Here is a 25,506-nt window from a genome sequence, read left to right as displayed (position 1 = left end):
ATTGAATGTTTAAGGCATGCATGATATGATTCCATTTGTAATATATACCGATTATTTGGTGGTGTGACGGTTTGAAGACTACCGATGTTTTAAACTCCATGGTTCCACATTTTCACCTGGCGATCAAACGGTACTCTACCCCTTCCTGGAAAATTCCTCATGCTGTTTTTCATCATCATAATCTGATGTTGATATTTGATGGTGAAGCCAATCTCCTTTGTAATGATGCTGAGTTTACAGCCGTAAGCGGAGATCTTGTTTATTTTAAACCCGGAGACATGAGAAGGGGCGATACGAATCCAAACTGTCTTGTGAAATGCTACACTGTTGATTTTCAATATGCCTGCCCTATTATGGAGAACGGCAATTGGGTTAATCTTGATGTTGCGCTTCCTTTTCCGGCTCACACCCATATTCAGGACCGGTATCTATTCCGCCGTTTGACCGAATTATTTGAAGAGTTCATGCGGCATTGGTCATCAGGGCACGAGAACCGGACGTTCAGATGCCGCGCCGACTTCATGGAAATCCTTCTTCTTATTTCTAAATACATGGAACATAACACCATAAATTACAGCGCCATTCATAAAGTGGAGAAAGTAATCAACTATATTGCAGCAAACTATACCCGAAAGTTAACCCTAAATGAGCTGGCCGACAGTATACATATCAGCCGCTCCCATCTGGGGCATATTTTCAAGGAAACAACCGGTGAAACTCCCTTTGAGTTTATTATCAAATACCGGATCGCCCGTGCAAAAGAATTTCTGGAAAACGGCTGCTCCGTAACCGATACTGCAAGATTAGTTGGTTTTGGCGACATGTTTTATTTCAGCAGGTACTTTAAGAAAATAGAGGGAATCTCCCCCAATAAATATGCTGGATTGTAGTGGAGTCATAGTCAAGTTTAACCTTTGAGCACTCCAACCATTACTCCCTTAACAAAATACTTCTGCAAGAATGGATACGCCGCCAAAATTGGGAGTGTAGCAACCATAATGGTTGCATATTTTATCGTTTCCCCAATTGCTGCCCTGTCCTGAGCTACTGTTCCGGACATCATTTCATCCGTACTGTTGGAAATTAGAATTTCCCTAAACGCCAGCGGCAAAATGATTTTAAATAAGAAAAACTCAATATCTCCGACGCGGCTGTTGGGGAAAGTATAAAGAGTGAATTAGTGTAACCGTTGGGTGATTGCACTTTGTACAATAGAAAGCTGAGAGTTCTGCGGCGAATCACATTCTGCTGCATTTCGTGCAGTAGATTTCTTGTTTTTGAGTCAAAAGCGTCTTTTTCGTCCGATTCTGCTGTACAAAGTGCAACAGATTCAATTTTCCCGCTGATTTAGAGATTATCTATTGTATAAAGTGCAATTGTATGTTGGCTAACTCAGTCTGAGCTTCAATAGTTCGATCAGGAGCAGCTTCCAGACTAATATAGAATTTTATAGGTTCCTGGAAGCAAAAAAACGCTTTGAACAGCAGGCATCGCCTCCTGCCCAAAGCGCCTCTCTACTCTACCGGTTGGTTTTCAGCTCACCTGCGGCCGCATCCTATTTGCCCAATACGCTCACTCCGCTACTGGACATAAGATCGGCAAGCTCTACCTTCCTTCCCGTCCGGGCACTCTCCAGCGCTCCAAAAACCATAGCCATGCTGTAACGGTTGTCCCGGCAATCGGTTTCAGCGGGGCGGCGTTCAGCCAGCGCCTGAAACATTTCCTCCAGGCAGCCGTGATGAAAGGTTTCTTTCAGCTCAGCTGCTTCACCTTCAACACGGTCGTGGTCACGGATGAATGTGCCGTCCGGGTTATGGTCCGTTACCTTTTCGGCATATGGCATTCCTGTACCATCCCACACCGCAGTTCCCTTATCCCCCTGAATCCGCCAGGAGGCTTCCCATGAGGTTGGAGCCCCTTCTGCACACCAGGAGCCCTGATAGCAGAACACAGATCCGTCCGACATTTCAAATATGCAGACTGCCGAAGCATTTCCCGCATACCAGGACCCCGGAGGATTGAATTCCTGGCAGTACACTGTAACGGGGTCTGCGCCGCTGATGAACCGGGCCTGGTCAAAGGTATGGATGGCCATATCGAGCAGCAGCGGGCTTTCCATCACATCACGGAAGCCGCCAAAATGCGGTGCCAGAAAAAAGCTCGCCCCGATGAAGCCGATTCTTCCAATCTCTCCGGCTTCAATCAGGTGACGCAGAGAGCGGATACGGGGGTCATACCGCCTGTTCTGCATGACTGAATGGCTTTTGCCGGTGCGTTCCGTTAGAGCAACTATAGCATTGCATTGCTCCATGGTCTCAGCTAGCGGCTTCTCGCTGAACACATCGCATTGATGTGTAAGTGCTGTGCTGGCAACAGTATAATGGCTGGCCGGTATGGTCACATCAAAGACTAGATTCGCTCCAGTCTGTTCGATCGCCTGTCCTATATCAGTAAAAACCGGACAGGTTAAGCCATGCTTGCCGGCCATGGCCGCTGCCGCATCCAGCCGGATATCCACCAGTGCGACAATACGGACATCCGGCCGCCTCACAGCATAACTGATCCACTCGTTAGCCATGCCTCCACAGCCGGCGACGGCAACACGATGTTGTGCTGTCATCGAAGGTTCACCTCTTTCTTCTATTAGATTGGATTAGGGATGAAGCTGCCTCCCCGGCAATGCTTCAAATAATTCAGCGCATGGACTTGACCGGTCATTTCCAACTCATCCCGGTAAACGGGATCATGCCAGCCTTCAATGTCGATGGTGCCCTTGTAACCGGCCTGCCGCAGAATGCTAATCACATCTGTCCAGTTCGTGTCGCCAAAGCCCGGTGTCCGGTGCCATACATAGGGTTGTGGACCATGAATACCGTATTCCTTGACAATATCCCAGGCGATGGTTGCATCCTTGCCATGCACGTGAAAGATTTTGTCTGTCCATTTGCGCAGCTGGGGAATCGGATCAATCAGCGCCACCAGCTGATGGCATGGCTCCCATTCCAGTCCGATGTTGTCCGCCGGAACAGCGTTGAACATTTTCTCCCAGGCTGTCGGGTTGTGGGCAATATTCCAATCTCCTGTCTGCCAATCGCCGCCCATTGAACAATTTTCAAAAGCAATCCGGAGTCCCTTGTCGGCCGCCCGCTTGGACAGCTCACCAAATACTCCGGCAAACTTCGGAAGAGACTCGTCAATAGACTGTCCGGTCAGTCTTCCTGTGAATCCTGATACCATATCGGTCCCGAATAAATGGGCATGGTCAATGAGCCGTTCCCAGCTTGCAAGCGTATCTGCATTATCGCCAGTGCCAGTCAACGGGTTGCCAAAAATGCCAACCGAGGAAATGATGAAATCATGTTCAGCAGCCAGCTCACGCACCCGTGCTGCGGTCTCCGCCAAATCCGTAGCACCTGTAGTCTGCCAGAACGTGAGGCTGAAGGATTCAAAACCATGCTTCACGATCTGCGGGATTACCCGGACTGCATCCGGCGCTCCGACCAGTGTTCCGATTCTAAGAGTATCATGCATCTTGTATACCACTCCAATATTGGTTTATAGTTAGTTCAGCAATGCAAGTATATAGCTCATTTGCTGCAAAATCTCTTCTTATCTTGTGTAAAAATAGCTGAATATTGCGGGAGTTGAATTGGCCGTGACCTATCCGAAGGAATTGAAGGAGTATCCTCAGCTTGAAGAGAAGACCTATCCGTTCCGCTTGTTTTTCAATCAGTACCGGGACGTCAAAGCGGAGCAGAACATTCTTTTTTTGCATTGGCATGAGCATTTCGAAATCATTGTGATGCAGAAGGGCAGAGCGATTTTTCATGTAGACAGCAGACCCTATGAAGCCGGGCCCGGAGAAGTCATCATTGTACCTTCCGGAGGACTTCATGTCGGATACAGCTTGAGCAGCGGGGAGATCGCATTCGTGTCCATTGTGTTCCATGCTTCCCTGTTCAAGGACCGTTATCAGGATTCCCAACATGAACAGTTTGTGGCACCCTACTTGAATAATCTCTATCAATTTCCGGTTAAGCCTGTCGAGCAGAACCCGGTATGCAGCACCTTTTACCCTTTGCTTGAATCACTTATACAAGAGGTCCAGGACAAAAACCCTGCTTTTCAATTGGTTGTCAAAAACCAGCTTCATCTGTTCTTCACACTGCTCTCGCGGACCTTCCCGCCTCAGCGCATGTCTGACAGGCATCACCGCGAACGCTACTCGGTCAACCGAGAACGCTTCAAACCGCTGCTGGAATATCTGGAACAACATCTGGATGAGAAAATCACCATTGAGAGCGCTGCCAGATTCGTAAATCTGAATCCATACCACTTCTGCAAAACCTTCAAAAAGCTGACCGGACGCACCTTCATCGATTATGTTAACCTTTACCGGGTCAATGAAGCCGAGCGGCTGCTGCTGGAAACGGATATGACAATCACAGAAATTGCCGGCAAAGTCGGCTGTGACAATCCCAATTACTTCACCAAGCTGTACAAACAGTACAAGGGATTAACCCCCTCCGTCGCTAGAAAATTGTAAATGCTGTCCCAGCCGAATGAATCCGCGTATGATGCGGACAGGAGATTCATTGATTTCCCATACCACCAAAACAGCACCGTTCACGGTATGTGAGCGGTGCTGTGCTTTTGCTGCAGAATCCCGAATACTTACTTACACTTATGGTACCACTTCCAGCACTTCAAAAGGTCAGCATCCCCTGCCTGCCTATCAAACGGCAGGCAGGGAGGGGATGCAGCAGAGTCCGCTCATTTCAGTCCAGTGTATACGGCGCCAGCCCCGGAGGAAGCGGTGACGGGCGCCCGCAGCTGCTCTCCATTTCGTAGAAGCGCTGCGAGTCGGAGGAATCATGAAAAGCCCACATGGCCTCCAGCACATGGTAGGCCAGTTCACCGCTGGCCCGGTGCGGACGGCCGGTACGGATGGCATAAGCCATATCCGCGGGACCGATCCCCCGCGTATTCTGGTCGTAGCCGGGCAGGAGCGGCTGTTCCCGCCATTCACTCTCTCCCGTCCGGCGGTATTTAACAGTGCCGCCGAACGTGTTGGGATCAGGCACCTGGAGGGAGCCTTCCGTACCGTAGATCTCAATCGGCGGCAGATCGCTGCCGCCGAACACATCGAAGCTCATGATCAGCGTAGCGATTGCGCCGCTGCTGAATTGCAGCGTCCCGGCAACATGGGTCGGGATGTCCACCGGAATTTTTTTGCCTGCTTTTTTCTCACTCGTAATTGTCCGTTCTGCCAACGCTTTACCGGTTATACCTGCTACCGTGCGGATGGGGCCAAGGAGCTGAACGAGTGCGGTCAAATAATAAGGCCCCATATCGAACATTGGCCCACCGCCTGCGGCATAATAGAATTCCGGGTCAGGATGCCAGAACTCATGTCCCCTGCTCATCATGAACGATGTCGCCGCCACCGGCCTGCCGATCACACCATCCTCAATCATCTTCAGCGCGGTCTGGATTCCGGCACCCAAAAAGGTTTCCGGGGCGCTGCCAACCAGCAGCCCTTTGGCTCTGGCTGCTTCCAGCACCTTGCGTCCTTCCTCTCTGGTGACCGCCAGCGGTTTCTCAACATAGACATGCTTGCCGGCCTCCAGTGCCCGCAGACTAATCTCGGCATGTGCAGCCGGAATGGTTAAATTGATTACGATTTCAATTTCCGGGTCTGCGAGCAGCTGCTCTACGGTATATACGTTAGGGATTCCGTAAGCGGCTGCCTGCTCTGCCGCCCGGGCCGGGTCCATATCTGCGCACGCGGCAAGGTCCAAAATCTCAAACTTTTGACAATTCTCCATATAAATGCTGCTGATCTTGCCGCAGCCGATCACGCCAACCTTAACTTTTTTCATCTCCTGATCGCTCCCGCCTTATAATTGGCTGTCCGCCATGCCGCTGTAGCCGGCCCCCGCCGTTTGCTTCGGGTTCGCCGAAGCCTCCTGCTTGCCCTCTGCCGCCCAGAGCAGCCCCCGCCGCATCAGTTCCTTCACAGGCGGCAGCTCCACGATGTCGGCGTGGTGACCCAGCGAGTTGTAATAGACCCGCCCCTGACCCCAGCGTTTGGTCCAGACCACAGGCATATCCACTGCCTTGTTTGTGGCATGCGGCCCTTGGACCACCGGGAACCGGGTGGTGGCAAGCACCTCCACAGCCGGGTCGACATGCAGATAATATTGCTCAGAAGTGACATCGAAATCTTCCATGCCTGCGGTCAGCGGGCTGGAGCTTTGACAGATTTCTACCGTATACTGCACACCGTCATTGCCGGGATGGGCAACCCATTGCCCGCCAGTCATGAACTGCCAGTCCACATTGGTACGGAAAGAATCACACATCCCGCCATGGCAGCCCGCGAGTCCGGTTCCATTCTGAACCGCTGCCGACACATTGTTGACCAGTTCCTGCGAGATTTCCCCCATCGTCCAGACCGGTACAATCAGATCCAGACCCAGCAGCTTTTCCCCGTCAGCGAATGCTTCCAGAGTATTGGCAACCTCGACCTCGAACTGGGCTTCACGCAAAAGTCCGGCGAACACTCCGGCAACCTGCTCCGGCTCGTGTCCATCCCAGCCGCCCCATACGATTAATGCTTTTTTCATATTTATCGCTCCTTCTCCCGAATAATTGCATAAAGTCCATTACATTTCAGACAGTTCAACCCAGCGCCGCTCCTGCACCGACCGTTCTACGGCTTCCAGCACCGCCTGGCACTTCACGCCATCGTGAAAATTCGGCACGGGCTGGCGGCCTTCTGCAGCAGCCGATGCCAGCTCCAGAAATTCATGAATGAAGGTATGCTCAAAACCGATCGTATGTCCCGGCGGCCACCAGGCTTCGGCATAATCATGGGCCGGATCTGTGGCGAGCACCCGCCGGAAGCCCTGCACATCCTCCTCGTCAGAAGTCAGATAGACCTCAAGCTCGTTCATCCGTTCGAAGTCAAATTTCACACTCCCAAGACTGCCATTGATCTCAAAGGAATTGGTCGAGCGGTGGCCGGCAGCAAAACGCGTAGCCTCAAAGCTGCCGATGGCACCGTTTACAAAACGCGCCAGGAACAGTGTGGCATCATCTACAGTTACCGCTCCTCTTGGGGCATCGGCACTCGCTTTGGCACTAAGACCCGTCATCTCGGCAGCCAAAGGCCGTTCCTTAATGAACGTTTCACTCATGCCGATCACCTCTTGGATGTCGCCAACCAGAAAATGGGCCAGGTCAATCAGATGCGCCCCGAGGTCGCCATGCGAACCGGAACCGGCAATCTCCTTCTGCAGTCTCCATACCAGCGGGAACTCGGGGTCCAGAATCCAATCCTGCAGAAACCAGGCCCGGAAATGATAGATTTGTCCCAGCCGTCCGCTCTCGACCAGCCGCTTAGCCAGGCGGGCTGCCGGTGAGAAACGGTAGTTGAAGCCAACCATATGCATCACTCCGGCTTCCTCTGCGGCCTCCAACATTTCACGGGAATCCGCCAGCGTCAGGGCCAGGGGCTTCTCACAAAAAATATGCTTTCCGGCCTTCGCCGCGGCCAGTGCAATCTCCTTATGCGCATCACTGGGCGCATTGATATCAATTAGATCAATATCGTCGCGGCTAACCAGTTCTCTCCAATCGGTTACGGTATCCGACCAGCCCAGCTGGGCTGCGGCCTCCTGCAGGGCTGCAGCATTCCGCCCGCATAGCACTGCCATCTCCGGCTTCAACGCCTTCGGGAAAAACATCGGCAGGCTCCGGTAAGCATTGCTGTGTGCCTTGCCCATGAACTTGTATCCAATCATTCCGATGCGCAGCTGTTTCATTACATCCCTCCTAATCTTAATGATGAAGCACGCACAATAAGCTTGGCGGGAAGCTTCACCTGGATAATCTCCTGCACCGTATCCCCGCTTCCGCTCTCCGGCAGTTCCAGCACTTTGGCTGCAGCAATTTCCCCCAGCTGATAAAAGGGTACCCTCACGCTGCTAAGTGCCGGTGTTGTCAGCTCTGCTGCATCCGAATCGTCATAGCCGACGATCGCCGGCATCCGCTCTGCGGGGATGCCCAGCTCCCGGAGGCCTTGCTGCAGGCCAATGGCCATCCGGTCATTGGCTGCCGCCACAGCCTCAATCCGCTCCAGCTGTGCGGCAATAACCTGTGCAGCCGCCATTCCGCTTCTGCGGCTGAAGTTCCCTTCGAACAACAGCGAAGGGTCTGCCGGAATGCCTGCCTCCTGAAATGCCCGCATATATCCTTCCAGCCGGTCCCGGCTGTTCGAATAGGCCTGCGGACCATTCAGGAAAGCAATTCTGGTGAAGCCCTGCTGCAGCAGATGCTTCACCGCAAGCTGGCAGCCCTCCACATGATCGGCGTCCACCTCATGGAAGCCCTCACCTGCAAAATGCTGGTTGATGAGGCAGTAGGGATGCCCTTCCTGCTTCAGCTGCCGCAGCGCGGCAAGCTCGCCTGCCTCTTCCTTGGCACCCAGCACAATGCAGGCATCCACCTTGCGCATACGGAAGAGCCCGCAGTAATCCAGCGGCTCATCGGCATCGCGGAAGATCATCAGCAGATCATACCCTTCTTCCCTGGCGCGGCTGCCGATTCCGCTCAGAATCTCGGAGAAATAATACGCGGAGAACAACCGGGCTTTCGGCAGATAGGGCATGATGACGCCCAGGTTGCCGCTGCGCCTGCGGGCAAAGCTGCGGGCAAGCGAACTAGGCGTATAACCCAGTTCCCTGGCGGCTGCAAGAACCTTCTCCTTCGTCTTTTCCTTCAGCGGACCGACATTGTTCAGCACACGGGAGACAGTCGCTTCGGAAACTCCGGCAAGCTCGGCAACCTCTTTGCGGCTTGCGATAGCAATCATCCTTTCCAAAAGTTCTGGGAGCCTAAGCTCCCCTCAAATCTTGTATAATGTACACGCGTACATTCTCTCACGAAGAGCGGTTGGCGTCAATCCCTATTTGAACCAGGACTGGACATGCCCCAGGAACCGTCTGGTCGCCGGAGAAGCATGTCTCATGGAATGCACGGCGATGCCCAGTGAACGGAAGCTGCGTTCTTCGAGCTCCAGCATGGCGACGTTATGGTTCTGGCGCTGGATGACCAGCTCAGGCAGAATACTGATGCCAAGCCCGTTTTCCACCATGGCAATAATGGCATAATCATCCCCCGCCGAAAACTTGATATTCGGCTTGATTGCTGCCTTTTCCAGCACCCTCCTGACATCGTAATCCGAACCTGCCTTGGGGATAATGAAATCCTCATGGGCGATTTGCGCAAGCGGCATATAAGGGGCCTTGCTCAGGGGATGCTCCTTGGAGAGAATGGCCAGCATCCGGTCCTGCTTCAGCGGAAACACCTCGAAGTTCTCCCTTGTGGGCAATGAAATAAATCCGCAATCCACCACTCCGGCCTCGATCCATTGCTCGATTTCCAGATAACCGCCTTCCATCAGCTTGAACCCGATATAAGGATATTCCTGGCGGAACTGCTTAATCATCCCCGGCAGCCAGTGAACCGAAACGCTGGTGAAGGTGCCGATGGTAATCGTCCCTGTCTCCAGGCCATGGATATCTGCGACCTGCTGCTTCAGCTGCTCATTCCATTTCATGATCTCGCGGATGGGCTGAACCACCTGCTCGCCGTTGACTGTCAGCCTGACTCCCGAGCGGTTCCTCAGCAGCAGAGTGAAGCCAAATTCCGATTCCAGACTGCTGATCGTGTGGCTGATTCCCGATTGGGTGAAGCCCAGCACCTCTGCGGCCCGGGTCAGGCTTCCCAGCTCCACTACCTTTAGAAACACCTCGTATTTGCTGATGCTCAAACTGCTATGCACCTCCTGAAATCACATGAGTTTTACTCATGTATTCTATGATAAACATTCAGTTAACTTATGTATTCGAGCATATTATACTATAGTGGCTTGCAACTTGGAATGATGAAGGATGATGAAAGAATGAAGCCGCTTAAGGCTGAACTGCTGCTTATGGCTGTAACTATGTTCTGGGGCTCCTCTTACCTGTTCATGAAGATGGGACTGGGAACACTGGGAGAATTCAATCTGATTGCCCTGCGTTTCGGGCTGGCCTTCCTGCTGGCGGGACTGCTGTTCCGCAGGCGGCTGCGCAGCATCGATGCCAGAACGTTGAAGTATGGAGCGTTGCTCGGCTTTTTGCTGCTTGGGGTGTTCACCTGCATCACCTTCGGGCTGAAGACGACCACGACCTCTAATGCCGGCTTCCTGGTGGCTCTGACTGTTGTGTTCGTTCCCATGCTGGAGGTTCTTGTCTTCAAAAAAAGAGTCGCACCCCAGCAAATCTTCGGCTCCGTTCTCGCCATCAGCGGCATCGGGCTGCTTACGCTGAACGGCTCGCTGCAGGTCCGGCCCGGCGATCTTCTCTGTATCTTGTCTGCCGTGTTCTATGCGGTGCAGATCCTGGTCACAGCCCGGGCGGTCAAGACCAGTGACTCGCTGAACATCGGCATTCTGCAGCTCGGCTTCGCCGGAGGCTATGCCCTGATTCTGTCAGCCGTCTTCGAGACGCCTTCCCTGCCGTCCACCCTGCCCGGCTGGATTGCCATTCTGGCCCTCGGCATCTTCTGCAGCGCCTGCGGCTTCATCCTCCAGCCCGTGGCCCAGAAGTACACCTCGCCGACCCGTACCGGCCTGATCTTCGCGCTGGAGCCGGTCTTCGCTGCCTTCTTCGGCTACTGGTTCGTGCATGAGAAGCTCTCCCTCCAGGGCTACACCGGCGCAGCGCTGGTGCTGCTGGGCATCATCGCCTCGGAGCTGCTGGGCAAGCTGCATGTAGTGCCGCCAGCAAGAATGCTGAAGAAGCGGCGGGCGAATCTGTAGCTTAGTGCCGCAGCAGCCTGACCTTATATAGCGCAAAGAACGTCCCTTCCTGCCAACCGGCAGCAAGGGACGTTCTTCATTCTTACAACAGTACTCGCTTACTGGACCCAGAATCTGAGTCTAACTGTCTATTTTGTAGAGCTTAGCTAGCCCGCCTTCTGAAGTTTCGCGGTAACTACTGTTCATATCCAGGCCTGTCTCATACATGGTCTGTACAACCAGATCAAAAGATATCTTACGGGTATTGGATAAGAAATTGGCCAGGCTCAGCGCATTGATCGCCCGCATCGCAGCCACCGCGTTCCGCTCGATGCAAGGAATCTGAACAAGTCCGTTAATCGGATCACAGGTTAACCCCAAATGGTGCTCCATGGCAACCTCCGCCGCATACTCAATCTGGTCGATCCCCATACCAGACAGCTCTGCCAGTGCAGCCGATGCCATAGAGCAAGCAGTGCCAACCTCCGCCTGGCAGCCGCACTGAGCACCGCTGATGGAGGCGTTCTGCTTCACCAGATTGCCAATGAGCCCGCCGACTGCCAGCGCCCGGAGAACCTGTTCGTCCGGGATATGCTTCTTTTGCTGCATATACCGGAGCGCGGCCGGCACGGTACCGCTGGCCCCGCAGGTCGGGGCCGTTACGATTGTGCCAGCGGCGGCATTCTGCTCGTTGACGGCGAAAGCATAGGCGCTGACGATCCTGTTCTCCCGCGTCTCCGGGCCCTCATCCATATGCCGCTGATTATACAGATATTGCGCCTTGCGTTCGACATTCAGACCGCCTTCCAGAATACCGGTGGCAGCAAGCCCTTCGTCGATCGAACGCTTCATCGCTTCCCAAATCCCACTTAGAAAATCCCAGATCTGTTTGCCTTCACATTGTTCGACGTAATCGCTTAGGCGGATCTGATTCGCTTTACAAATTGTACTGATTTCTGCAAAGGTGTTCTCCGGGTAGACATCGGGCGTTTGCATCTCCTCCCGGCCCTCAATAACAATGTCCCCTCCGCCGATACTTAAGACACGCATGGATGTGGTTTGCTGCCCGTCTTTGTAAGCGAAAAAGTCCATGGTATTGGGATGGGGCAGAACAAAATCGGCTTGTGGAACAAATTGAATCTCCGCCCGAACGGGTGCCAGTGCTCTAATAATGGCCTTGTCCGTCATATGGCCTTTGCCTGTTTTGGCAAGGGAACCATAAATCAGCGCCTTGAATTGGTCTGCGTCTTTATTCTCTGATTTGAAGATTCTGGCCGCCTTCTCCGGCCCCATGGTATGGGAGCTGGACGGTCCACTGCCAATCTTATATAGTTCTGTCAACGATTTCACTGCACCCATCCCCCTTCTCAGTTGTCTTCAGCATGAAATCTTCGTGGTGCTTGGCCAAAATATACTATCGCCCATTCCTCTGAAAACGTTCCTTAATTCTATTCAGCCGCTCAAAAATCCCTTCTTCATCAATGGCCATATCGTACAATTGGCGAGTAAGCTGGAAGCCTTGATCATGGGCGAGGGCTTCCTTCCATGGGTGCGACACAATCGAATGGGCAAGATGTCTTGTAGAGCGGGGTGCCTGCATGATCATCTCTGCCAGTTCCCGTGCACGGGGAAGAAGCTGTTCGTGAGGCAGTACCTCGCTAACCAGACCGAGGTCTAATGCCGTTTGAGCATTGATGTTCATACCCGTGTATGCGTAAAATGCCGCTTTCTTGATGCCTAGTATCTTTTGAAGTGCCAGGACGATTCCATCTCCAGGCGGTACACCGCCCGGGTATGAGCATCGAAAAACGCTGTGCCTTCAGCACAAATGGTAATATCACACAGTGTTCCCAGTTGCCAGTGTGATCCTGTGCCATTGATCACGCCAATGGTGGGGATGCCGATGCAATAGATCATATTTTCAATCATTCTCAATGACTCATGGTACATTTCCACTTTCCGGCTATTCGGCCAATCCATGAATTTTGTTGTCCAGACTTCAGGATTACCAATCTGCCACAACTCCCCTGTTCCTGTAAGGATCATGACCTCATTCTCAGGATCACGGCCAATATCTGACCATACATGACCATATGCTGTCTGGACCGGCCAGTCGAATTGTAACGGTCCCCCGCGAGTGTGCATACGCACTTCGAGGATGCCGCCGCTGCGGGTCATTAAGAATAAGTCTTTATACTTCTCTGAGTACTCTTCGAATCTTGTAGGTCCCGCCATATCTCTATTACACTTCTTTGCCCATTAGACGTCCTTGCATTTTCTTCAGTCTCTCCAGAGCACCTTCTTCATCAATGGCCATGTCATACATTTGGTGAGCAAGCTGGAACCCTTGATCACTGACCAATGCTTGTTTCCATGGACGGGAGATAATTGAATGGGACAGATGTCTCGTTGAACGCGGTGCCTGCATAATCATCTCGGCTAGTTCCCATGCGCGGGGAAGAAGCTGTTCGCGGGGGAGGACTTCACTGACTATGCCCAGTTCCAATGCTGTTTGACCATTGATATTCTTGCCGGTGTATGCGTAGTATGCTGCTTTCTTGAAACCTATCATGTTCTGCAGCGTAAGCAGCATCCCGTCTCCCGGAGGTGTGCCTCCCAGGAAATGCGGATCAAAAAAGTCCGCGTCTTCGGTACAAATGGTAATATCACAAAGAGTCGCTAGCTCACAGTGCGTTCCCGGCCCATTGATCGCCCCGATGGTGGGGATGTCGATGCAGAATATCAGATTCTCAAGCAGTCTCAGCGATTCATGATACTGTTCGAGCTTCTTTTGCTTCGGCCAATCCATAAATTTCGTATTCCAGACCTCAGGGTCCCCGATTACCCATTTATCCCCTGTTCCGGAAATGATCATGACCTCGTTCTCAGGGTCACGGCCAATATCGGACCATGCATGGGACCAGGCCGTATGGGCTTCCCAAGAATGTTTATAGGATCCTCCGTCAGTATGCAATCGCACCTCAATGATTCCGTCACGGCGGGTCATTAATAGAAAGTCCTTGTACTTCTCCGAGTACTCCTCAAATTTGGTTGGTCCAATCATACGTCTTTCTGACATTTCAATTCCTCCTTGTTGTGTTAAGAACTTATCTATTACTTTCAAGCCAATCTCTGGCGAAAGCAGCGTAAGCCGCAGCTCCTCTATGAAGCACCTCATCCGAGAACATCGTCTTTGGATGGTGCATCGGGTAACCATAACCTTCTCCGGTATTGCCTGCATTAAGAAACACTGAGGTACTTGGCACCGCTTGGGATACAAAGGAGAAGTCTTCCGATCCCATTAATTTACCGCCGGGTATTAATTGGGTTAAACCGATACAGGAACTGGCGCCAAAGGTGTTTGCAATAGTAGTTCTCATTTGATGGTTCAGCTCACTGTCACTTTTCACCTCAGGACAGCCCCTGGTATAAATCACATCCACCTTTGCATGAAATATGTCTCCAATACCTGCAGAAATTTCGTGGATGCGGGTTTCGATTTTATCACGCAATTTGGCGTCAAATGTGCGTACGCTGCCTTTGATTCTGGCAGTATCGGGAATCACGTTGCTGGCACTTCCACCTTCCATCACACCAATTGTAAGGACTGCACTCTCAATTGGCGAAATCTCGCGGCTTATGATCCCCTGCAGCGCCAGATGAAGATGAGCCGCTACATTTAATGGGTCCACCGCGGCACTCGGCATCGCTCCATGTGCGCCCCGTCCGCGGATGATGAGTTCGAACCAATCGGAAGAAGCTGATATCGCCCCTCCGGCCTCAGGCACTACAAATTGCCCGGCAGGAATGGGCATTCCAGTCAACACATGAAGCATCATTGCTGCATCCACTTTAGGATTGTCGAGAATCCCGTGTTCAAGCATCATCTTTGCCCCTTGCAAGGTTTCTTCACCCGGCTGAAACATAAGCTTAACCGTCCCGCGAAGCTGTCCTTCGTTTGCCTTCAGGATCTCTGCAGCTCCAAGCAGCATAGAAGTATGCAGGTCATGGCCGCATGCATGCATGTTTCCGTTCAGTGACGCAAAAGAAAGATCCGTTTCTTCTTTAATCGGCAGCCCGTCCATATCTGCACGAATAAGAATCACCTTCCCGGCATGTTGTCCGCCGATGGTAACCATTAAACCTGATTCTCCTACGGGAATGGGCTTAAGATCCATCGACTCCAACCTCTCTTTTACGTAAGCACTTGTTCTGGGCAGACTTAAATCAAGTTCCGGAATCGCGTGAAGATGATGCCTGTACATGACCAATTTCTCCTGAAGCTGATTGGCCATACTCAGAAAGTCATCCGTTTTTTCAATCACAATGAACATCTCCCAAAACACAAATTGAATTAATGTAACAACAGAGCGAAAATGACCTCCTTTCGTATTTTAAGACTTTTTAAGAACACTTTTATCGTACTTTTTAATCTACAAGATGTCAATATAATATTAGACATTTTAAGAACATAATTTCTAAGCTACCGGGAAGATTGAAATATCACATTTATTGTGATATAACTCTTTTGATTGAATTGTTTATGAAAGGAATCTACTATGAAAATCAAGCTGGGCATCATCACGCCTGAGACCCATATGGACTATTTCCGCATCATTGAAGAAGAAATGCGGCCCTTATGTCAGTTTCGGTTTCTTACGATCAGCAACTTCCGGGAAACCAAAGACGTATATCTGAAAAACTTAGGTTCGGTGGACGGATTTGTGATCAGTGGCAGGTTGCTTTACGAGTCAATAGGTATGGAATGTCTGGATGAGAAAGTGCCTGTTCACATTTTGCAGGATAATGAAAACCTTCTGTATAGAGAACTTTTCCGGCTACTGGTTACAGAACCCGGGCTTGACATCTCCAGGATCTATGTGGATTATGCATATATTATTGATTCCTTCAGGGAATTCCAAAAATACCTGACTCACGAAGGAAAGCCCATTGATAGCGGCGATCTGCTTGAACGAGTGGAAACAATGCTCGAGAACCATATCACGCTGTGGGAAGAAAAGAAAATAGACCTGTCCATCACGGCGTTCGGTCATTTTGTTCCAGAACTCAAAAAGCACGGAGTAAGATATATCCTAATACGGCCCACTTTGGAAAATGTTAAAGAGACCATAAAAGAGATCATCAACGAAATTACTATCCTCAAGCTTAAGAACCAGAGGGCAGTTGTAGCATGCATATCGGCCAAAACAACGCAGCCGCCATCCGAAGACGAACTTCATGAGCTGAAAGTCCTTGTCAGCAGGTTTCTGCGCAGCGTGAATCTTGCAGACACGGCCCAAATTTCGGAAGGCTTTGTCAGACTGTACACCACCTACGGAAATTTCATGAAAATTACCTCTAACGCGCATAACTGCACCCTGCTGGAGTATCTGGAAGAGCAGATAAGCGACAAGGTAAAAATAGGGTGGGGCTCGGGGCATGAGTATTTTCAAGCTAACGAAAATGCCACCAAAGCTCACAGACAGGCGAACGCCTTTACGGGCAACTGCAGCTTTTTTATAAACGAGAATCAGAAGGTCATCGGCCCAATGCGGAGCATGAATGTCATACAGTTCTCTGAACAAGGGGACCCGGAAATCATCGCATTGGCCAAAAGGATTGGAATAAACAACATCAATTTGCAGAAAATCATGTCTTATGCAGAAATTATGAGAACAAATAAATTATCCTCTGAGGATGTCGCTCAGTGCCTGTCCATCACCGTCAGAGGTGCGAACCGTATCCTTAACAAGATTGAAGAAAATAAATATGTACAACCGGTATTTGAAAAACGAGAAAACAGTAAGGGTCGGCCCAAAAAATACTACGAGCTGTTGTTTCTTGACAAAGAAGGGCGCAAAATTGGAAAATGATACGCATGCTTCTTTAATATAACGCAAAAAGAACGTCCCTTCCTGCCAACCGGCAGCAAGGGACGTTCTTCATTCTTACAATATTCGCTTAAGATTAATGCCCCATCATCATAGCAGCATCGGTCTGCTGCTCTTCCTGGGAAGGCGCAGCAACGGCTGTCTTCGGCCGGCGCAGAATCAGGCTGATGACCACACCTGCCACAGCGATGCATGCTGAGAAAAAGAACACATCATTGAATCCAAGAACCATGGCAGAGAGCGGATTCGAACCTGCGGCCATTTTACCCATATGCACTGCTATTTGACTGGTCAGATAACCGGTCATCCCGGCCACTGCAAAGGACACCACCACCTGCTGGGCAGCAGCGGTGAGAGGTGTAACCCGGTTCACCCATTCACGCGGCGCCGAGTTCAGCACATGGGTGTTGACCGGCATCATCGAAAGACCCATGCCAAGACCCATCATTGCCAAAGTAGACATAATGAACGGCAGGCCGGTATCCACGGTCACACCCGAAAGCATGAACAGTGCGGTTGAGATGATGCTCAGACCGACAAATACCAATGGACGCGCACCGATTTTGTCAAACAGGCGGCCGCCCAGCGGCATGCCGATCCCGGAAGCCAGCGCCTGCGGCAGCAGGATCAGGCCCGTTTCCAGCGGAGTATAATTGCGGATCTGCTGCAAATACAGCGGTACAAACAGCATGGAACCGAACAATGCAGCTTGGGTTACCCAGCTTAGAATAATCCCCCGGGTGAAATCCGATGATCGGAATACGCGAAGCTCCAGCAGAGGATGCTTATGAAGCAGCTCTACAATGATAAACAATACCAGCGCCACTCCGCCCACAGACAACCCTACAATGGCACCCGTTGAGGACCAGCTTTCACCGCCGCCCTGATTCACACCGTAAGCAAGCATGGAGAAGGCTACCGGAGCCAGAATAATGCCCAGAATATCGAGATGGGCTCTCCCTTTCGTTTCTGTCTTCGGCAGATATTTGATGCCCAGCGTAATCCCTACGATTCCGATTGGCACGTTGATCAGGAAAATCCAGTGCCAGCTCACATATTCCACCAGCCATCCGGACAAAACCGGTCCGAGTGCAGGAGCAAGCAGCATGGGAATACCGAGAAGACCCATGATCGACCCTCTGCGTTCCGGCGGAGCCAGTCTGAAAACCATCGCCATCCCGATTGGAGCAACCATCCCGCCGCCCAGTCCCTGAATGACACGGAAGAGTACCAGCTGGCTTGAAGTTTGCGCGATTGAGCACAGCATAGAGCCCAGTACGAACATAGCGACTGTTGAAACGAATACCTGCTTCGAACCGAACCGGTCCGTCATATACCCGGCAAGAGGGATTACAGCAGCCAGGGCAAGCGTATATCCGGTAATGGCCCATTGTACGGTTTTGAGGTCAGTATTGAAATATTCGACCAGCTTAGGCACGGCTACATTGACTACTGTTCCGTCGAGGATAACCATAATCATCCCTACGATAATGGCCAGCAATGGCGGCAGTATAGCCTTCAGTGAGAAGGGCTGCTCTGCAGGAGCGCCTTTCGCATCCGTTGTATTTGTCATTCTTTTCCCCACTCATTTCTCTATTTGGTTAGTATTATTGAAAATAACGGTCGAACAACCCGTCGATCTGCTCCTCAATGGCGGGAGGATTAAAAACCGGAACGAAATCAGATTTGTCCTCAGGCAGGCTGGAGAGCATAATCACAGGGACAACCACTGCACCATATATCTGAAGCTGCATCATCATCAGCTTGTTTTTGTCCTGCTCACCGGTAATCTCCTGAATCGCCTGCAAAATCTTTTCAAGCCGCATCATTTTGCAGTAGCGCGTGTATTCATCCAGGGAACTCATAATAAGATGTCTCTGGTCAAGCATCTGTCTCGCCATTCCGGGGTAACGCTTGAGTTCTTCTATATAACGGACAAAAAATTCCTTAAGCCGCTCCCTTGGCGGCATTGTATCGTCCTCCAGCACTTTAAAGGCATCATCAAAGGTAGAGAGCAGCATCTTTACCGCATCTGCCAGCAGTTTCTCCTTAGAGCCGTAATGATAGTTGACCAGGGCGAGATTCGTCTCTGCTTTGGCGGCAATATTACGCATTGTGGCACAGCTGAAGCCCTCATTGCGAATCAGATCCACGGTCGCTTCAAGGATGGTCTGTTTCGTGTCCTTTTCTGTATGAGCTGTAATGTTGTGTTCTCTGGTCATAAATCCGGCAATATCCCCTTTCCCCCTCTCTTGTCTAATCAACGTTTTAAACACCGTTTAACAAGAACTAAATTTACGCCCAAAATGCGTTTCTGTCAATAGATTTTCAGAAAAAAAAAGAAGGCTTTCATCCTTTTCGCAAGGGACGATCACCTTCCTGCTTGTTGTGCTTATTTGACCGGACTGGCCGCTGCCTCACTCGCAGCAAGGGGCGCCAAGGTCAGCCCGGTTATTTTTCCCGATGTGTCCACAGTTAAAGTCAGTGTTGCTTCAGACTTCTCAAAGATCAGCACACTCTGGATAATCATTTTGTCCTGAGCCCAGTGGCTGTCCGTGGTTTTCATTCCAAAGTAATTTCCAGCCGGGACCGCAACGGACTCCCAGGTTTTCTGGATAAGCGGCAGGAATGCCTGCTGGGAAGCCGTATTGCTCAAGTAACGTTCCTGAAGCTCCTGGTATTTGCCTGCCGCAAGCAGACCGGTTACTGCGCCTGCCGTTACCTCGGGAGCATAGATCTCAGCTTGCCCGGTGCCCGGATTATAAGAGGCAATAAGCCCAATTGCATTAAAAAAGGAAAGCGGAACATAAATGCGCTTCTGTCTGACTTCTATTTTATCATTCAAAACAACTTTGTCTTTGCCGTTAAGCAAGACCTCATCCCCGCTAAGCTTGAAGTCAATGGTCTCTTTAAACCGTGTCAGCTGAATTTGTCCGGTGCTCCCCTGATACGTTGTTGTATATTTGAGGGCTTCCGCTGTTTCCCGCAGCGGAATCATAAGGTTCGATCCGCTTTTGTAGGCCGCCGACTCCTCCAACTGCAGCAGCTGTCCATTCAGAATTACCTTGATATTATCCGCGGCTTGTGCACGCTGTGGCGGCAATAGCCCTAACCCGGTTGCCAATAACAGAATACTGAGGATTACGGTTGCGATCTTGATCTTCACATCGATTCCACCTCTCCTGTATTTGATTGACTAGGTATTCAAGCTGCAGTAAACAGACCTTACATTAAACATTACCCATTTGTTTTGATTTTATAACACTCCTGCTTTCGGGGGAAGATAAATTATTCTTATTGTGCTATCAGACAACTTATGATAATTTAATTGATAATGATTATCATTATTGTTTAGGAGGGACTCTACAAATTGAAAATCAGAAATTATCCTCTGCCGGGAATTGCACTTATCTTCATACTGCTATTGACCGCCTGCGGCGGCAACACAAACAGTAGCCAGCAAGCAGCTTCTAGTACAGGCCCTATTGATTCCGTTCAGAGTGTGGCGCCTAACTCCTCGGCTTCCGCTGCGACTGGTGAGACCCGTAAATTCACCGATTCTAAAAGTAGGCAAGTGGAAATTCCGGTAAATCCCCAAAAAATAGTCTATATCGGCAGTGATCCTGGAGACCTGCTGGCGTTGGATGTTAAGCCTGTGGGGGCCACGCTGAGTGTTATTGCTTCGCAAGTCGTATATCCCGATTTGCTGAAAGGGATTGAAGATGTCGGGTATCCCGCTGCGCTGGAGAAGGTCCTCTCATTAACACCGGATCTCATCATCTTCAGCGATTGGGATGAGAGCGCATTGGAGTCTCTATCTGAAATCGCCCCTACTGTCGTGATAGGTGAAAACGACACCTATACTAGACTGCGGCAGATCGCAGATCTTCTGGGCAAGCAAGACATCGCTGAGCAAAAGATCACCGAATACGAAACCAAGGCGGCGAACGTCAAAAAGCAGTTAATGCTGGATCTGAAGCCGGGTGAGACTGCCACCGTGTTCCTCCAGCTTGGCAAAACATTGTATGTTATGGGGCATCAGGGGATATCGGTATCGCTCTATGATATGCTGGGATTCGCACCCCCTCCCAAGGTTCAGGAGCTGATCAACCAAGATGAGCTGTTCAGCGAAATTTCGGAGGAAATTTTGCCATCCTATGCCGGTGAAGAAATTTTCATCCTTGGGGATGAGGCCGAGGAAACTTCCTCAGCTTTGAATCAACTGCTGGGCAGCGCCATCTGGAAGTCTATTCCGGCAGTCAAAAATGGTCATACCTATGCTGCCGACAGTAAATGGAATTTTGACGATATCATCACAAGAACACGTCTGCTTGAAGAACTGCCAAAACTTATGGCGAAGGGATCATAGAGCCTGCTTATTCTACATCGAAATTAAAGTACTGTGACGGAAAAGGCTCTTTGATCAGGGTGAAATGCCACCACTCTTTGCTGTAGGGCTTAAAACCGTGTTTGACCATAACATCCTTAAGTATTTTACGGTTGGCATGTTGTGTCTTGCTGATGAGTGAAGTATTGTAATAGGAAATCTCTCCAAAGAAATCATACGGGCTGCCCATATCCACCAGGGTGCCCGTTTTGGCATACGCCAGCGTCAGATCAATCGTACCGCCCCTGGTGTGGCCGGATTTCTTGGCAATAAAGCCCAGCTTGAACAGATTGCGCTTGTCCAGCTTAGGATAGTACTGCTGCTTCATCTTGATGTCAGCGGCATCCTGAGACCAGGCCACAAAATCATCCACTGCTTTTTGCGGACGGTAAGCATCATAAATTCTTAGAATGTATCCCTTGCCGGCCAGATCGTCACTCACCGCCTTTAATGCTTTGGCCCCTGCTTGTGAAAAGATGGCAAGTGGCGCTTTGTAACCGTCAACACGTGATCCCGTAAAATTGTTCTCACTGTAATATCTTATCTCGTACTGTGCTGTAGGAATAACCTCATCCAGATATACGAACCCCTTGGGCAGGCTGTTTTTTTTCTGAACTTTGACCGGCTGGGAAGCAACTCCAGCTTTGTATCCAGATTCTGCCGCAGCGATGCTGCCATGAAATATTAATGCGATGCCCAAGCTGGCCGCGAAGGTAAACGCCGTTATTTTGTTCGCTGCAAGCTTCCGTTTGCTGAGCATTCATTCGCCTCCTCCATCTGCAAGTCAACTCCAGAATAACCTATACTCTTACCCCTGGCTACTGCTAAAAAAACGATGCTGTGCGGGGATGATGTCTTTTCTCCGGTAAATCCTTCTACAAAACAAAAGACACACCCATAGCGGATGTGTCTCTAACAATAATTTATTCTCTTGTGATTAGTGCATCGGAGCTTGTGCTTTGTGCTGCACAATTACACGTTTGATGAAAAAGGCCAGAATCAGGCCGATAATGGCTACACCCATTCCGAAGATAAATGCATTCTGTACCCCTTCGGTGAATGCAGGAAGCACATTGGCAGGATCGGTTGGATCGGCCACAGTTTTCATGTAGTTTTTGGTACCTGCTGTCATGATGCTGACGGCAAGCGCTGTGCCAATCGCACCCGCAACCTGCTGCAGTGTGTTCATGATCGCTGTTCCATCCGGATAGAGCTCCATCGGCAATTGGTTGATTCCGTTAGTCTGTGCCGGCATGAAAATCATCGACACACCGATCATGAGTGTGCTGTGCAGCACGATGACAAAAGCAATCGTGGACGCAGCGGTAATGCCTGAGAAGAACCACAGCGTCACAGCCACGATGATCAGACCCGGAATGACCAGCCACTTCGGTCCATATTTATCGAACAGTCGGCCCATAATCGGCGACATCAGCCCGTTAATAATACCTCCCGGCAATAGCAGCAAGCCTGCTTTGAATGCGGTATAGCCTTGTCCTTGCTGCAGATACATCGGAAGGATGAGCATCGAGGACAGAATGACCATCATACAGATGAAGACCATAGCTACCCCAACGGCAAACATCGGGAATTTAAAAGCGCGCAAGTTGATCATCGGCTGCTTCATCTTCACCTGGCGGACACCGAATAACAGAAGCGCAATCACGCCGATGGCAATCGCAATAATGACTTTCGGGCTTCCCCATCCTTCGGCTTCACCCGCACTGCTGAACCCGAATACGATCCCGCCAAAACCTAAGGAAGACAGCAGAATCGACAGCAGGTCAATCTTGGGTTTGGTCACTTCGCTTACATTCTGCATGAACAGAATGCCGAAGATCAGGGCAAGCACCAGGAACGGCAGTGACAGCCAGAAAATCCAGTGCCAGCTCAGGTTCTCGATCAGGAGACCGGCAATTGTCGGTCCAACCGCCGGAGCAACCATGATGACGAGGCCGATCAGCCCCATCGCCGCCCCTCTTTTTTCAGGGGGGATAATAACCAGAATCGTATTGAACATCAGCGGCAGAAGCAGTGCGGTTCCCAGTGCCTGAACCACACGGGCCGTAAGCAGAAACTCGAAATTCGGCGATATTGCGGCCAGGAAGGTCCCCAGAATAGAAAAGCTTAATGCCGCAACGAACAATTGTCTTGTAGAAAACCATTGCAGAAGCAATCCGGATATCGGTACGAGAATACCGAGGGTAAGCAGGTAAGCTGTTGTCAGCCACTGTGCTGTCGTCGGTGTAATTTCCAGGACCTTCATCAGATCACTTAAGGCCACATTAAGCGCGGTCTCACTGAACATGCCGATAAATCCGGCGAGCAGCAAGGAGACAAGAATCGGTATGGTTTTGAACTTTCTTTCTTCAGTTTGTTTCTTTCCAGTCATGGTAGCTCCCACTCTATAAATCCTCCTGATATAAATATTTTTCTCTATCTTTCCTTTTTCTTGCTTAACCGAGCAATCCGGGAATCATCCTGGCAGCGGCAAGCAGCGGACCGGTGCTCCGGCAGGTCAAGGTCTGAAGCAGTGCGCCTTCAAATAACGAAACGACAACGGATGCCTTATCGGCTGCGAGTTCAGTGTCAATTCCTTCTTCCAGCAGCCGCTGCAGAATGACATCCTGCCAATCCTTGAATACAGCCTGACATGCCCTTCTCAGTTCCTCGCTGATACACGAAGTCTCTACGGCTACCCAGAAACTGAACGGCACCATTCCTTTGTAGTCAGACTCCTCCGCATCCCTGACCATCTGCAGAATGAAATCCTGAACCGCCTGCTCCACGGCTACATCCTTCTCCACGTACTGCTTAAGCTGTCTTACCACGATCTCGCTAGTCTTATGGATGCAAGTTAAGGCCAGCTCCTCTTTGCCATGGGGGAAGTAATAATACAGAGATCCCTTCGGTGAGTCACTGTCCTTGATAATCTGACTTAGACCTGTAGCATGATAGCCTTGTGTGAAAAATAGTCTTGAAGCAGTTTCGACAATCGCTTCACGCGCATTGGGCTTGTTTGACAAGCGCGACACTTCCTTTGCTTTTATAACAATCGGTCTACATAATGAAACCATGAATCCTGGTGAACTGTCAATATTTTATTAATTCAAATTTCAACCTTTGTGATTTCAATTGCTATGATCCGATGGTTCAGTTATAATTTTATTATTCCAATCCGAAAGGTGTGTTTTAATGGGTGAGCGTGCTGATTCGCAGGGAATTCCACGGCCGCTGGTCAAAACCAATCAAGCCTTTATTGTGCTTTCAGTATTGCTAAGCTGGGTAACAGCCCAGTACTGGATTCTGGCGCTGCCGCTTGCCGCTGGAATGTCCGGGCTGATATTGAATTATAATCCTGTCATCAAGCTGGCAGCCCGCTTTCTCCGCAAGGAGCGTTCCGCTTATGTGCTTGAAGACCCGGAGCAGCAGCAGTTTAACCAGAGCATTGCTGTTTTCTGTCTCGCCGCTGGACTGCTCAGCTTCCTGGCAGGGTGGACCATTGCCGCCTACATCTTCACAGTTATGGTGGCTGTGGCTGCCACTGTAGCTATTCTTGGCTTCTGCATCGGCTGCTTCATCCACTATCAATGGAGAATGTACACCTACAGACGCAAACAGGGAAATGCATAGTAATTGGGGTTGAACAACATGCCAGGAGCAGCTTGAAGAACAGCATGTTGTTCACTTGTCCCCGTCAAAGGGCCAACTCCTAGCTCATTATCCCCTTCATGCAGCAGCTCTGAATCCATGGACAAACCTTCTTCCACCATGCCCCCTTGAAAAAATACCTGCAATACCATCCTGCCACCTACACACTCTTCTCTTCCCCAGCGATATCCCAGCGGTGCCGGAACTTCTCCAGACGCGGGTGCACATTAGCAGGCGCCTCCGACAGAATCAGCCGCAGCTTGACAATCCACTCCTCAAAAGAAGCATACGAAGCAAACTGGTTGGCCGTATTAGGCGTCAGATAGAGAAAATACGGCGAAGGATACACTTCGCTGATATGCCGGAGCGCGGAGTCCAGTGGTGTATACTTTTTCCGCTTCCCTTCAAGGCTCTCCACGGTTATGAACGGGCGGCCCTGTTCTCTTTTCCATTCATGCAGACGGTCCTCCCGCTTGTAAAATGCCGACACCGGCTCCTTGCTCATCCGTCTTACCGTTTCTTCATGCAGCGGATACAGCACCAGCTTCGTGAACTTGCGTTCCGTTGCCGTGCGGGCCGCCTGTTCCAGCTCCAGATCGGTGATATGCTCAAACGAATCATAAAATACAAGGGTTCCCTTGCGTTCCGCAGCGGGCGGCTCATAGCCGTAAGGCACGTGCTGAATATCTCGTTTCATCTTTGGCCTCCTGCTTAGTCGTAATAACATA

Annotated in this window: 26 protein-coding genes and 1 pseudogene; 6 read left to right on the top strand and 21 right to left on the bottom strand. The window is 50.7% G+C overall.

Features of this window, described 5'->3' with window-relative positions; translation table 11 throughout:
* Positions 1-71: 71 nt before the first annotated feature.
* Positions 72-890 carry a helix-turn-helix transcriptional regulator gene (locus BLQ82_RS04340; protein ID WP_062528016.1) on the top strand — a complete coding sequence of 273 codons (819 nt, stop codon included), beginning with the start codon at positions 72-74 and terminating at the stop codon, positions 888-890.
* Positions 891-907: 17 nt separating this feature from the next.
* On the opposite strand, the pseudogene BLQ82_RS32535 reads toward BLQ82_RS04340, so the two are convergent.
* From BLQ82_RS32535 to BLQ82_RS04325, 3 genes and pseudogenes are all read right to left on the bottom strand, one after another.
* A pseudogene (locus tag BLQ82_RS32535) lies at positions 908-1,111 on the bottom strand (carbohydrate ABC transporter permease); the annotation flags it as partial.
* 444 nt (positions 1,112-1,555) lie between these two features.
* Complete coding sequence (locus tag BLQ82_RS04330; RefSeq protein ID WP_062528011.1) at positions 1,556-2,620, bottom strand: Gfo/Idh/MocA family protein; 1,065 nt, start codon at positions 2,618-2,620, stop codon at positions 1,556-1,558.
* A 23-nt stretch (positions 2,621-2,643) separates the two neighbouring features.
* Positions 2,644-3,531, bottom strand: coding sequence for a sugar phosphate isomerase/epimerase family protein (locus BLQ82_RS04325; protein ID WP_062528009.1), 888 nt, complete (start codon positions 3,529-3,531; stop codon positions 2,644-2,646).
* A 124-nt stretch (positions 3,532-3,655) separates the two neighbouring features.
* Here BLQ82_RS04325 and BLQ82_RS04320 point away from each other — a divergent pair, with 124 nt between their 5' ends.
* Positions 3,656-4,546 carry an AraC family transcriptional regulator gene (locus tag BLQ82_RS04320; RefSeq protein ID WP_062528007.1) on the top strand — a complete coding sequence of 297 codons (891 nt, stop codon included), beginning with the start codon at positions 3,656-3,658 and terminating at the stop codon, positions 4,544-4,546.
* A 232-nt stretch (positions 4,547-4,778) separates the two neighbouring features.
* Here the strand turns inward: BLQ82_RS04320 and BLQ82_RS04315 are convergent, their stop codons facing one another.
* The 5 genes from BLQ82_RS04315 to BLQ82_RS04295 all read right to left on the bottom strand — a co-directional run bounded on the left by BLQ82_RS04315 (position 4,779) and on the right by BLQ82_RS04295 (position 9,838).
* Positions 4,779-5,882, bottom strand: a complete 1,104-nt coding sequence (locus BLQ82_RS04315; RefSeq protein ID WP_062528005.1) for a Gfo/Idh/MocA family protein — start codon at positions 5,880-5,882, stop codon at positions 4,779-4,781.
* 18 nt (positions 5,883-5,900) lie between these two features.
* The gene (locus BLQ82_RS04310; RefSeq protein WP_062528003.1) at positions 5,901-6,629 is read right to left on the bottom strand and encodes a ThuA domain-containing protein; all 729 of its coding nucleotides are present in this window, start codon (positions 6,627-6,629) and stop codon (positions 5,901-5,903) included.
* 39 nt (positions 6,630-6,668) lie between these two features.
* Positions 6,669-7,829 carry a Gfo/Idh/MocA family protein gene (locus BLQ82_RS04305; protein ID WP_062528000.1) on the bottom strand — a complete coding sequence of 387 codons (1,161 nt, stop codon included), beginning with the start codon at positions 7,827-7,829 and terminating at the stop codon, positions 6,669-6,671.
* Complete coding sequence (locus tag BLQ82_RS04300; protein ID WP_074647746.1) at positions 7,829-8,878, bottom strand: LacI family DNA-binding transcriptional regulator; 1,050 nt, start codon at positions 8,876-8,878, stop codon at positions 7,829-7,831. Before BLQ82_RS04300 ends, BLQ82_RS04305 begins: the two co-directional genes overlap by 1 nt.
* A 93-nt stretch (positions 8,879-8,971) precedes the next feature.
* Positions 8,972-9,838, bottom strand: a complete 867-nt coding sequence (locus tag BLQ82_RS04295; RefSeq protein ID WP_062527996.1) for a LysR family transcriptional regulator — start codon at positions 9,836-9,838, stop codon at positions 8,972-8,974.
* A gap of 132 nt (positions 9,839-9,970) precedes the next feature.
* Between BLQ82_RS04295 and BLQ82_RS04290 the strand changes: the two genes are divergently transcribed.
* Entirely contained in the window at positions 9,971-10,870 is a 900-nt protein-coding gene (locus BLQ82_RS04290; RefSeq protein ID WP_062527992.1) for a DMT family transporter, read from the top strand.
* A gap of 120 nt (positions 10,871-10,990) precedes the next feature.
* Here BLQ82_RS04290 and BLQ82_RS04285 read toward each other — a convergent pair whose 3' ends face one another.
* From BLQ82_RS04285 to BLQ82_RS04270, 5 genes are read right to left on the bottom strand one after another with little or no spacing between them, the layout of a single operon-like run.
* Positions 10,991-12,208, bottom strand: coding sequence for an L-serine ammonia-lyase, iron-sulfur-dependent, subunit alpha (locus BLQ82_RS04285; RefSeq protein WP_244280688.1), 1,218 nt, complete (start codon positions 12,206-12,208; stop codon positions 10,991-10,993).
* Between the two features lie 55 nt (positions 12,209-12,263).
* Entirely contained in the window at positions 12,264-12,584 is a 321-nt protein-coding gene (locus BLQ82_RS32530) for an enoyl-CoA hydratase-related protein (RefSeq protein WP_244280698.1), read from the bottom strand.
* 2 nt (positions 12,585-12,586) lie between these two features.
* Positions 12,587-13,084 carry a Clp protease/crotonase-like domain-containing protein gene (locus BLQ82_RS32525; protein ID WP_244280687.1) on the bottom strand — a complete coding sequence of 166 codons (498 nt, stop codon included), beginning with the start codon at positions 13,082-13,084 and terminating at the stop codon, positions 12,587-12,589.
* A gap of 7 nt (positions 13,085-13,091) precedes the next feature.
* On the bottom strand, positions 13,092-13,928 hold the full coding sequence (locus BLQ82_RS04275; RefSeq protein ID WP_062527987.1) for an enoyl-CoA hydratase/isomerase family protein: 837 nt from the start codon (positions 13,926-13,928) through the stop codon (positions 13,092-13,094).
* 28 nt (positions 13,929-13,956) lie between these two features.
* Positions 13,957-15,183 (bottom strand): M20 metallopeptidase family protein, encoded by a 1,227-nt coding sequence (locus tag BLQ82_RS04270; RefSeq protein WP_062528548.1) that lies wholly within the window; start codon positions 15,181-15,183, stop codon positions 13,957-13,959.
* Between the two features lie 225 nt (positions 15,184-15,408).
* Between BLQ82_RS04270 and BLQ82_RS04265 the strand changes: the two genes are divergently transcribed.
* A complete protein-coding gene (locus tag BLQ82_RS04265; RefSeq protein WP_062527985.1) occupies positions 15,409-16,722 on the top strand; it encodes a hypothetical protein in 1,314 nt (437 codons plus the stop codon).
* 94 nt (positions 16,723-16,816) lie between these two features.
* On the opposite strand, the gene BLQ82_RS04260 is transcribed toward BLQ82_RS04265, so the two are convergent.
* The 3 genes from BLQ82_RS04260 to BLQ82_RS04250 form a co-directional block, all read right to left on the bottom strand.
* Entirely contained in the window at positions 16,817-18,313 is a 1,497-nt protein-coding gene (locus BLQ82_RS04260; protein WP_062527983.1) for a DHA2 family efflux MFS transporter permease subunit, read from the bottom strand.
* Positions 18,314-18,347: 34 nt separating this feature from the next.
* Positions 18,348-19,004 carry a TetR/AcrR family transcriptional regulator gene (locus BLQ82_RS04255; RefSeq protein ID WP_208861942.1) on the bottom strand — a complete coding sequence of 219 codons (657 nt, stop codon included), beginning with the start codon at positions 19,002-19,004 and terminating at the stop codon, positions 18,348-18,350.
* 128 nt (positions 19,005-19,132) lie between these two features.
* A complete protein-coding gene (locus tag BLQ82_RS04250; protein ID WP_062527976.1) occupies positions 19,133-19,906 on the bottom strand; it encodes a stalk domain-containing protein in 774 nt (257 codons plus the stop codon).
* Between the two features lie 204 nt (positions 19,907-20,110).
* Between BLQ82_RS04250 and BLQ82_RS04245 the strand changes: the two genes are divergently transcribed.
* Positions 20,111-21,109: an ABC transporter substrate-binding protein gene (locus BLQ82_RS04245; RefSeq protein WP_062527975.1), complete on the top strand. Its 999-nt coding sequence runs from the start codon at positions 20,111-20,113 to the stop codon at positions 21,107-21,109.
* A gap of 7 nt (positions 21,110-21,116) precedes the next feature.
* On the opposite strand, the gene BLQ82_RS04240 is transcribed toward BLQ82_RS04245, so the two are convergent.
* From BLQ82_RS04240 to BLQ82_RS04230, 3 genes are all read right to left on the bottom strand, one after another.
* Entirely contained in the window at positions 21,117-21,887 is a 771-nt protein-coding gene (locus BLQ82_RS04240; RefSeq protein ID WP_082722828.1) for a M15 family metallopeptidase, read from the bottom strand.
* 177 nt (positions 21,888-22,064) lie between these two features.
* Positions 22,065-23,519 carry a DHA2 family efflux MFS transporter permease subunit gene (locus BLQ82_RS04235; protein WP_062528546.1) on the bottom strand — a complete coding sequence of 485 codons (1,455 nt, stop codon included), beginning with the start codon at positions 23,517-23,519 and terminating at the stop codon, positions 22,065-22,067.
* Between the two features lie 64 nt (positions 23,520-23,583).
* Positions 23,584-24,162, bottom strand: coding sequence for a TetR/AcrR family transcriptional regulator (locus BLQ82_RS04230; protein ID WP_341874778.1), 579 nt, complete (start codon positions 24,160-24,162; stop codon positions 23,584-23,586).
* A 160-nt stretch (positions 24,163-24,322) separates the two neighbouring features.
* On the opposite strand from BLQ82_RS04230, the gene BLQ82_RS04225 reads away from it, so the two are divergent.
* On the top strand, positions 24,323-24,760 hold the full coding sequence (locus BLQ82_RS04225; RefSeq protein WP_062527970.1) for a DUF4395 domain-containing protein: 438 nt from the start codon (positions 24,323-24,325) through the stop codon (positions 24,758-24,760).
* On the opposite strand, the gene BLQ82_RS04220 is transcribed toward BLQ82_RS04225, so the two are convergent.
* Together BLQ82_RS04220 and BLQ82_RS04215 are read right to left on the bottom strand one after the other, a co-directional pair.
* Complete coding sequence (locus BLQ82_RS04220; protein ID WP_062527968.1) at positions 24,733-24,930, bottom strand: hypothetical protein; 198 nt, start codon at positions 24,928-24,930, stop codon at positions 24,733-24,735. The two genes, BLQ82_RS04225 and BLQ82_RS04220, sit on opposite strands and share 28 nt — an antisense overlap.
* Positions 24,931-24,938: 8 nt before the next feature.
* Positions 24,939-25,475 carry a hypothetical protein gene (locus BLQ82_RS04215; protein ID WP_062527966.1) on the bottom strand — a complete coding sequence of 179 codons (537 nt, stop codon included), beginning with the start codon at positions 25,473-25,475 and terminating at the stop codon, positions 24,939-24,941.
* Positions 25,476-25,506: the final 31 nt, after the last annotated feature.

The sequence above is a fragment of the Paenibacillus jilunlii genome, from assembly GCF_900102965.1.
Lineage (GTDB): Bacteria > Bacillota > Bacilli > Paenibacillales > Paenibacillaceae > Paenibacillus_AQ > Paenibacillus_AQ jilunlii.
The sequence above is the reverse complement of the archived record's forward strand: the minus strand, read 5'-3'. Positions and strand labels throughout refer to the sequence as shown.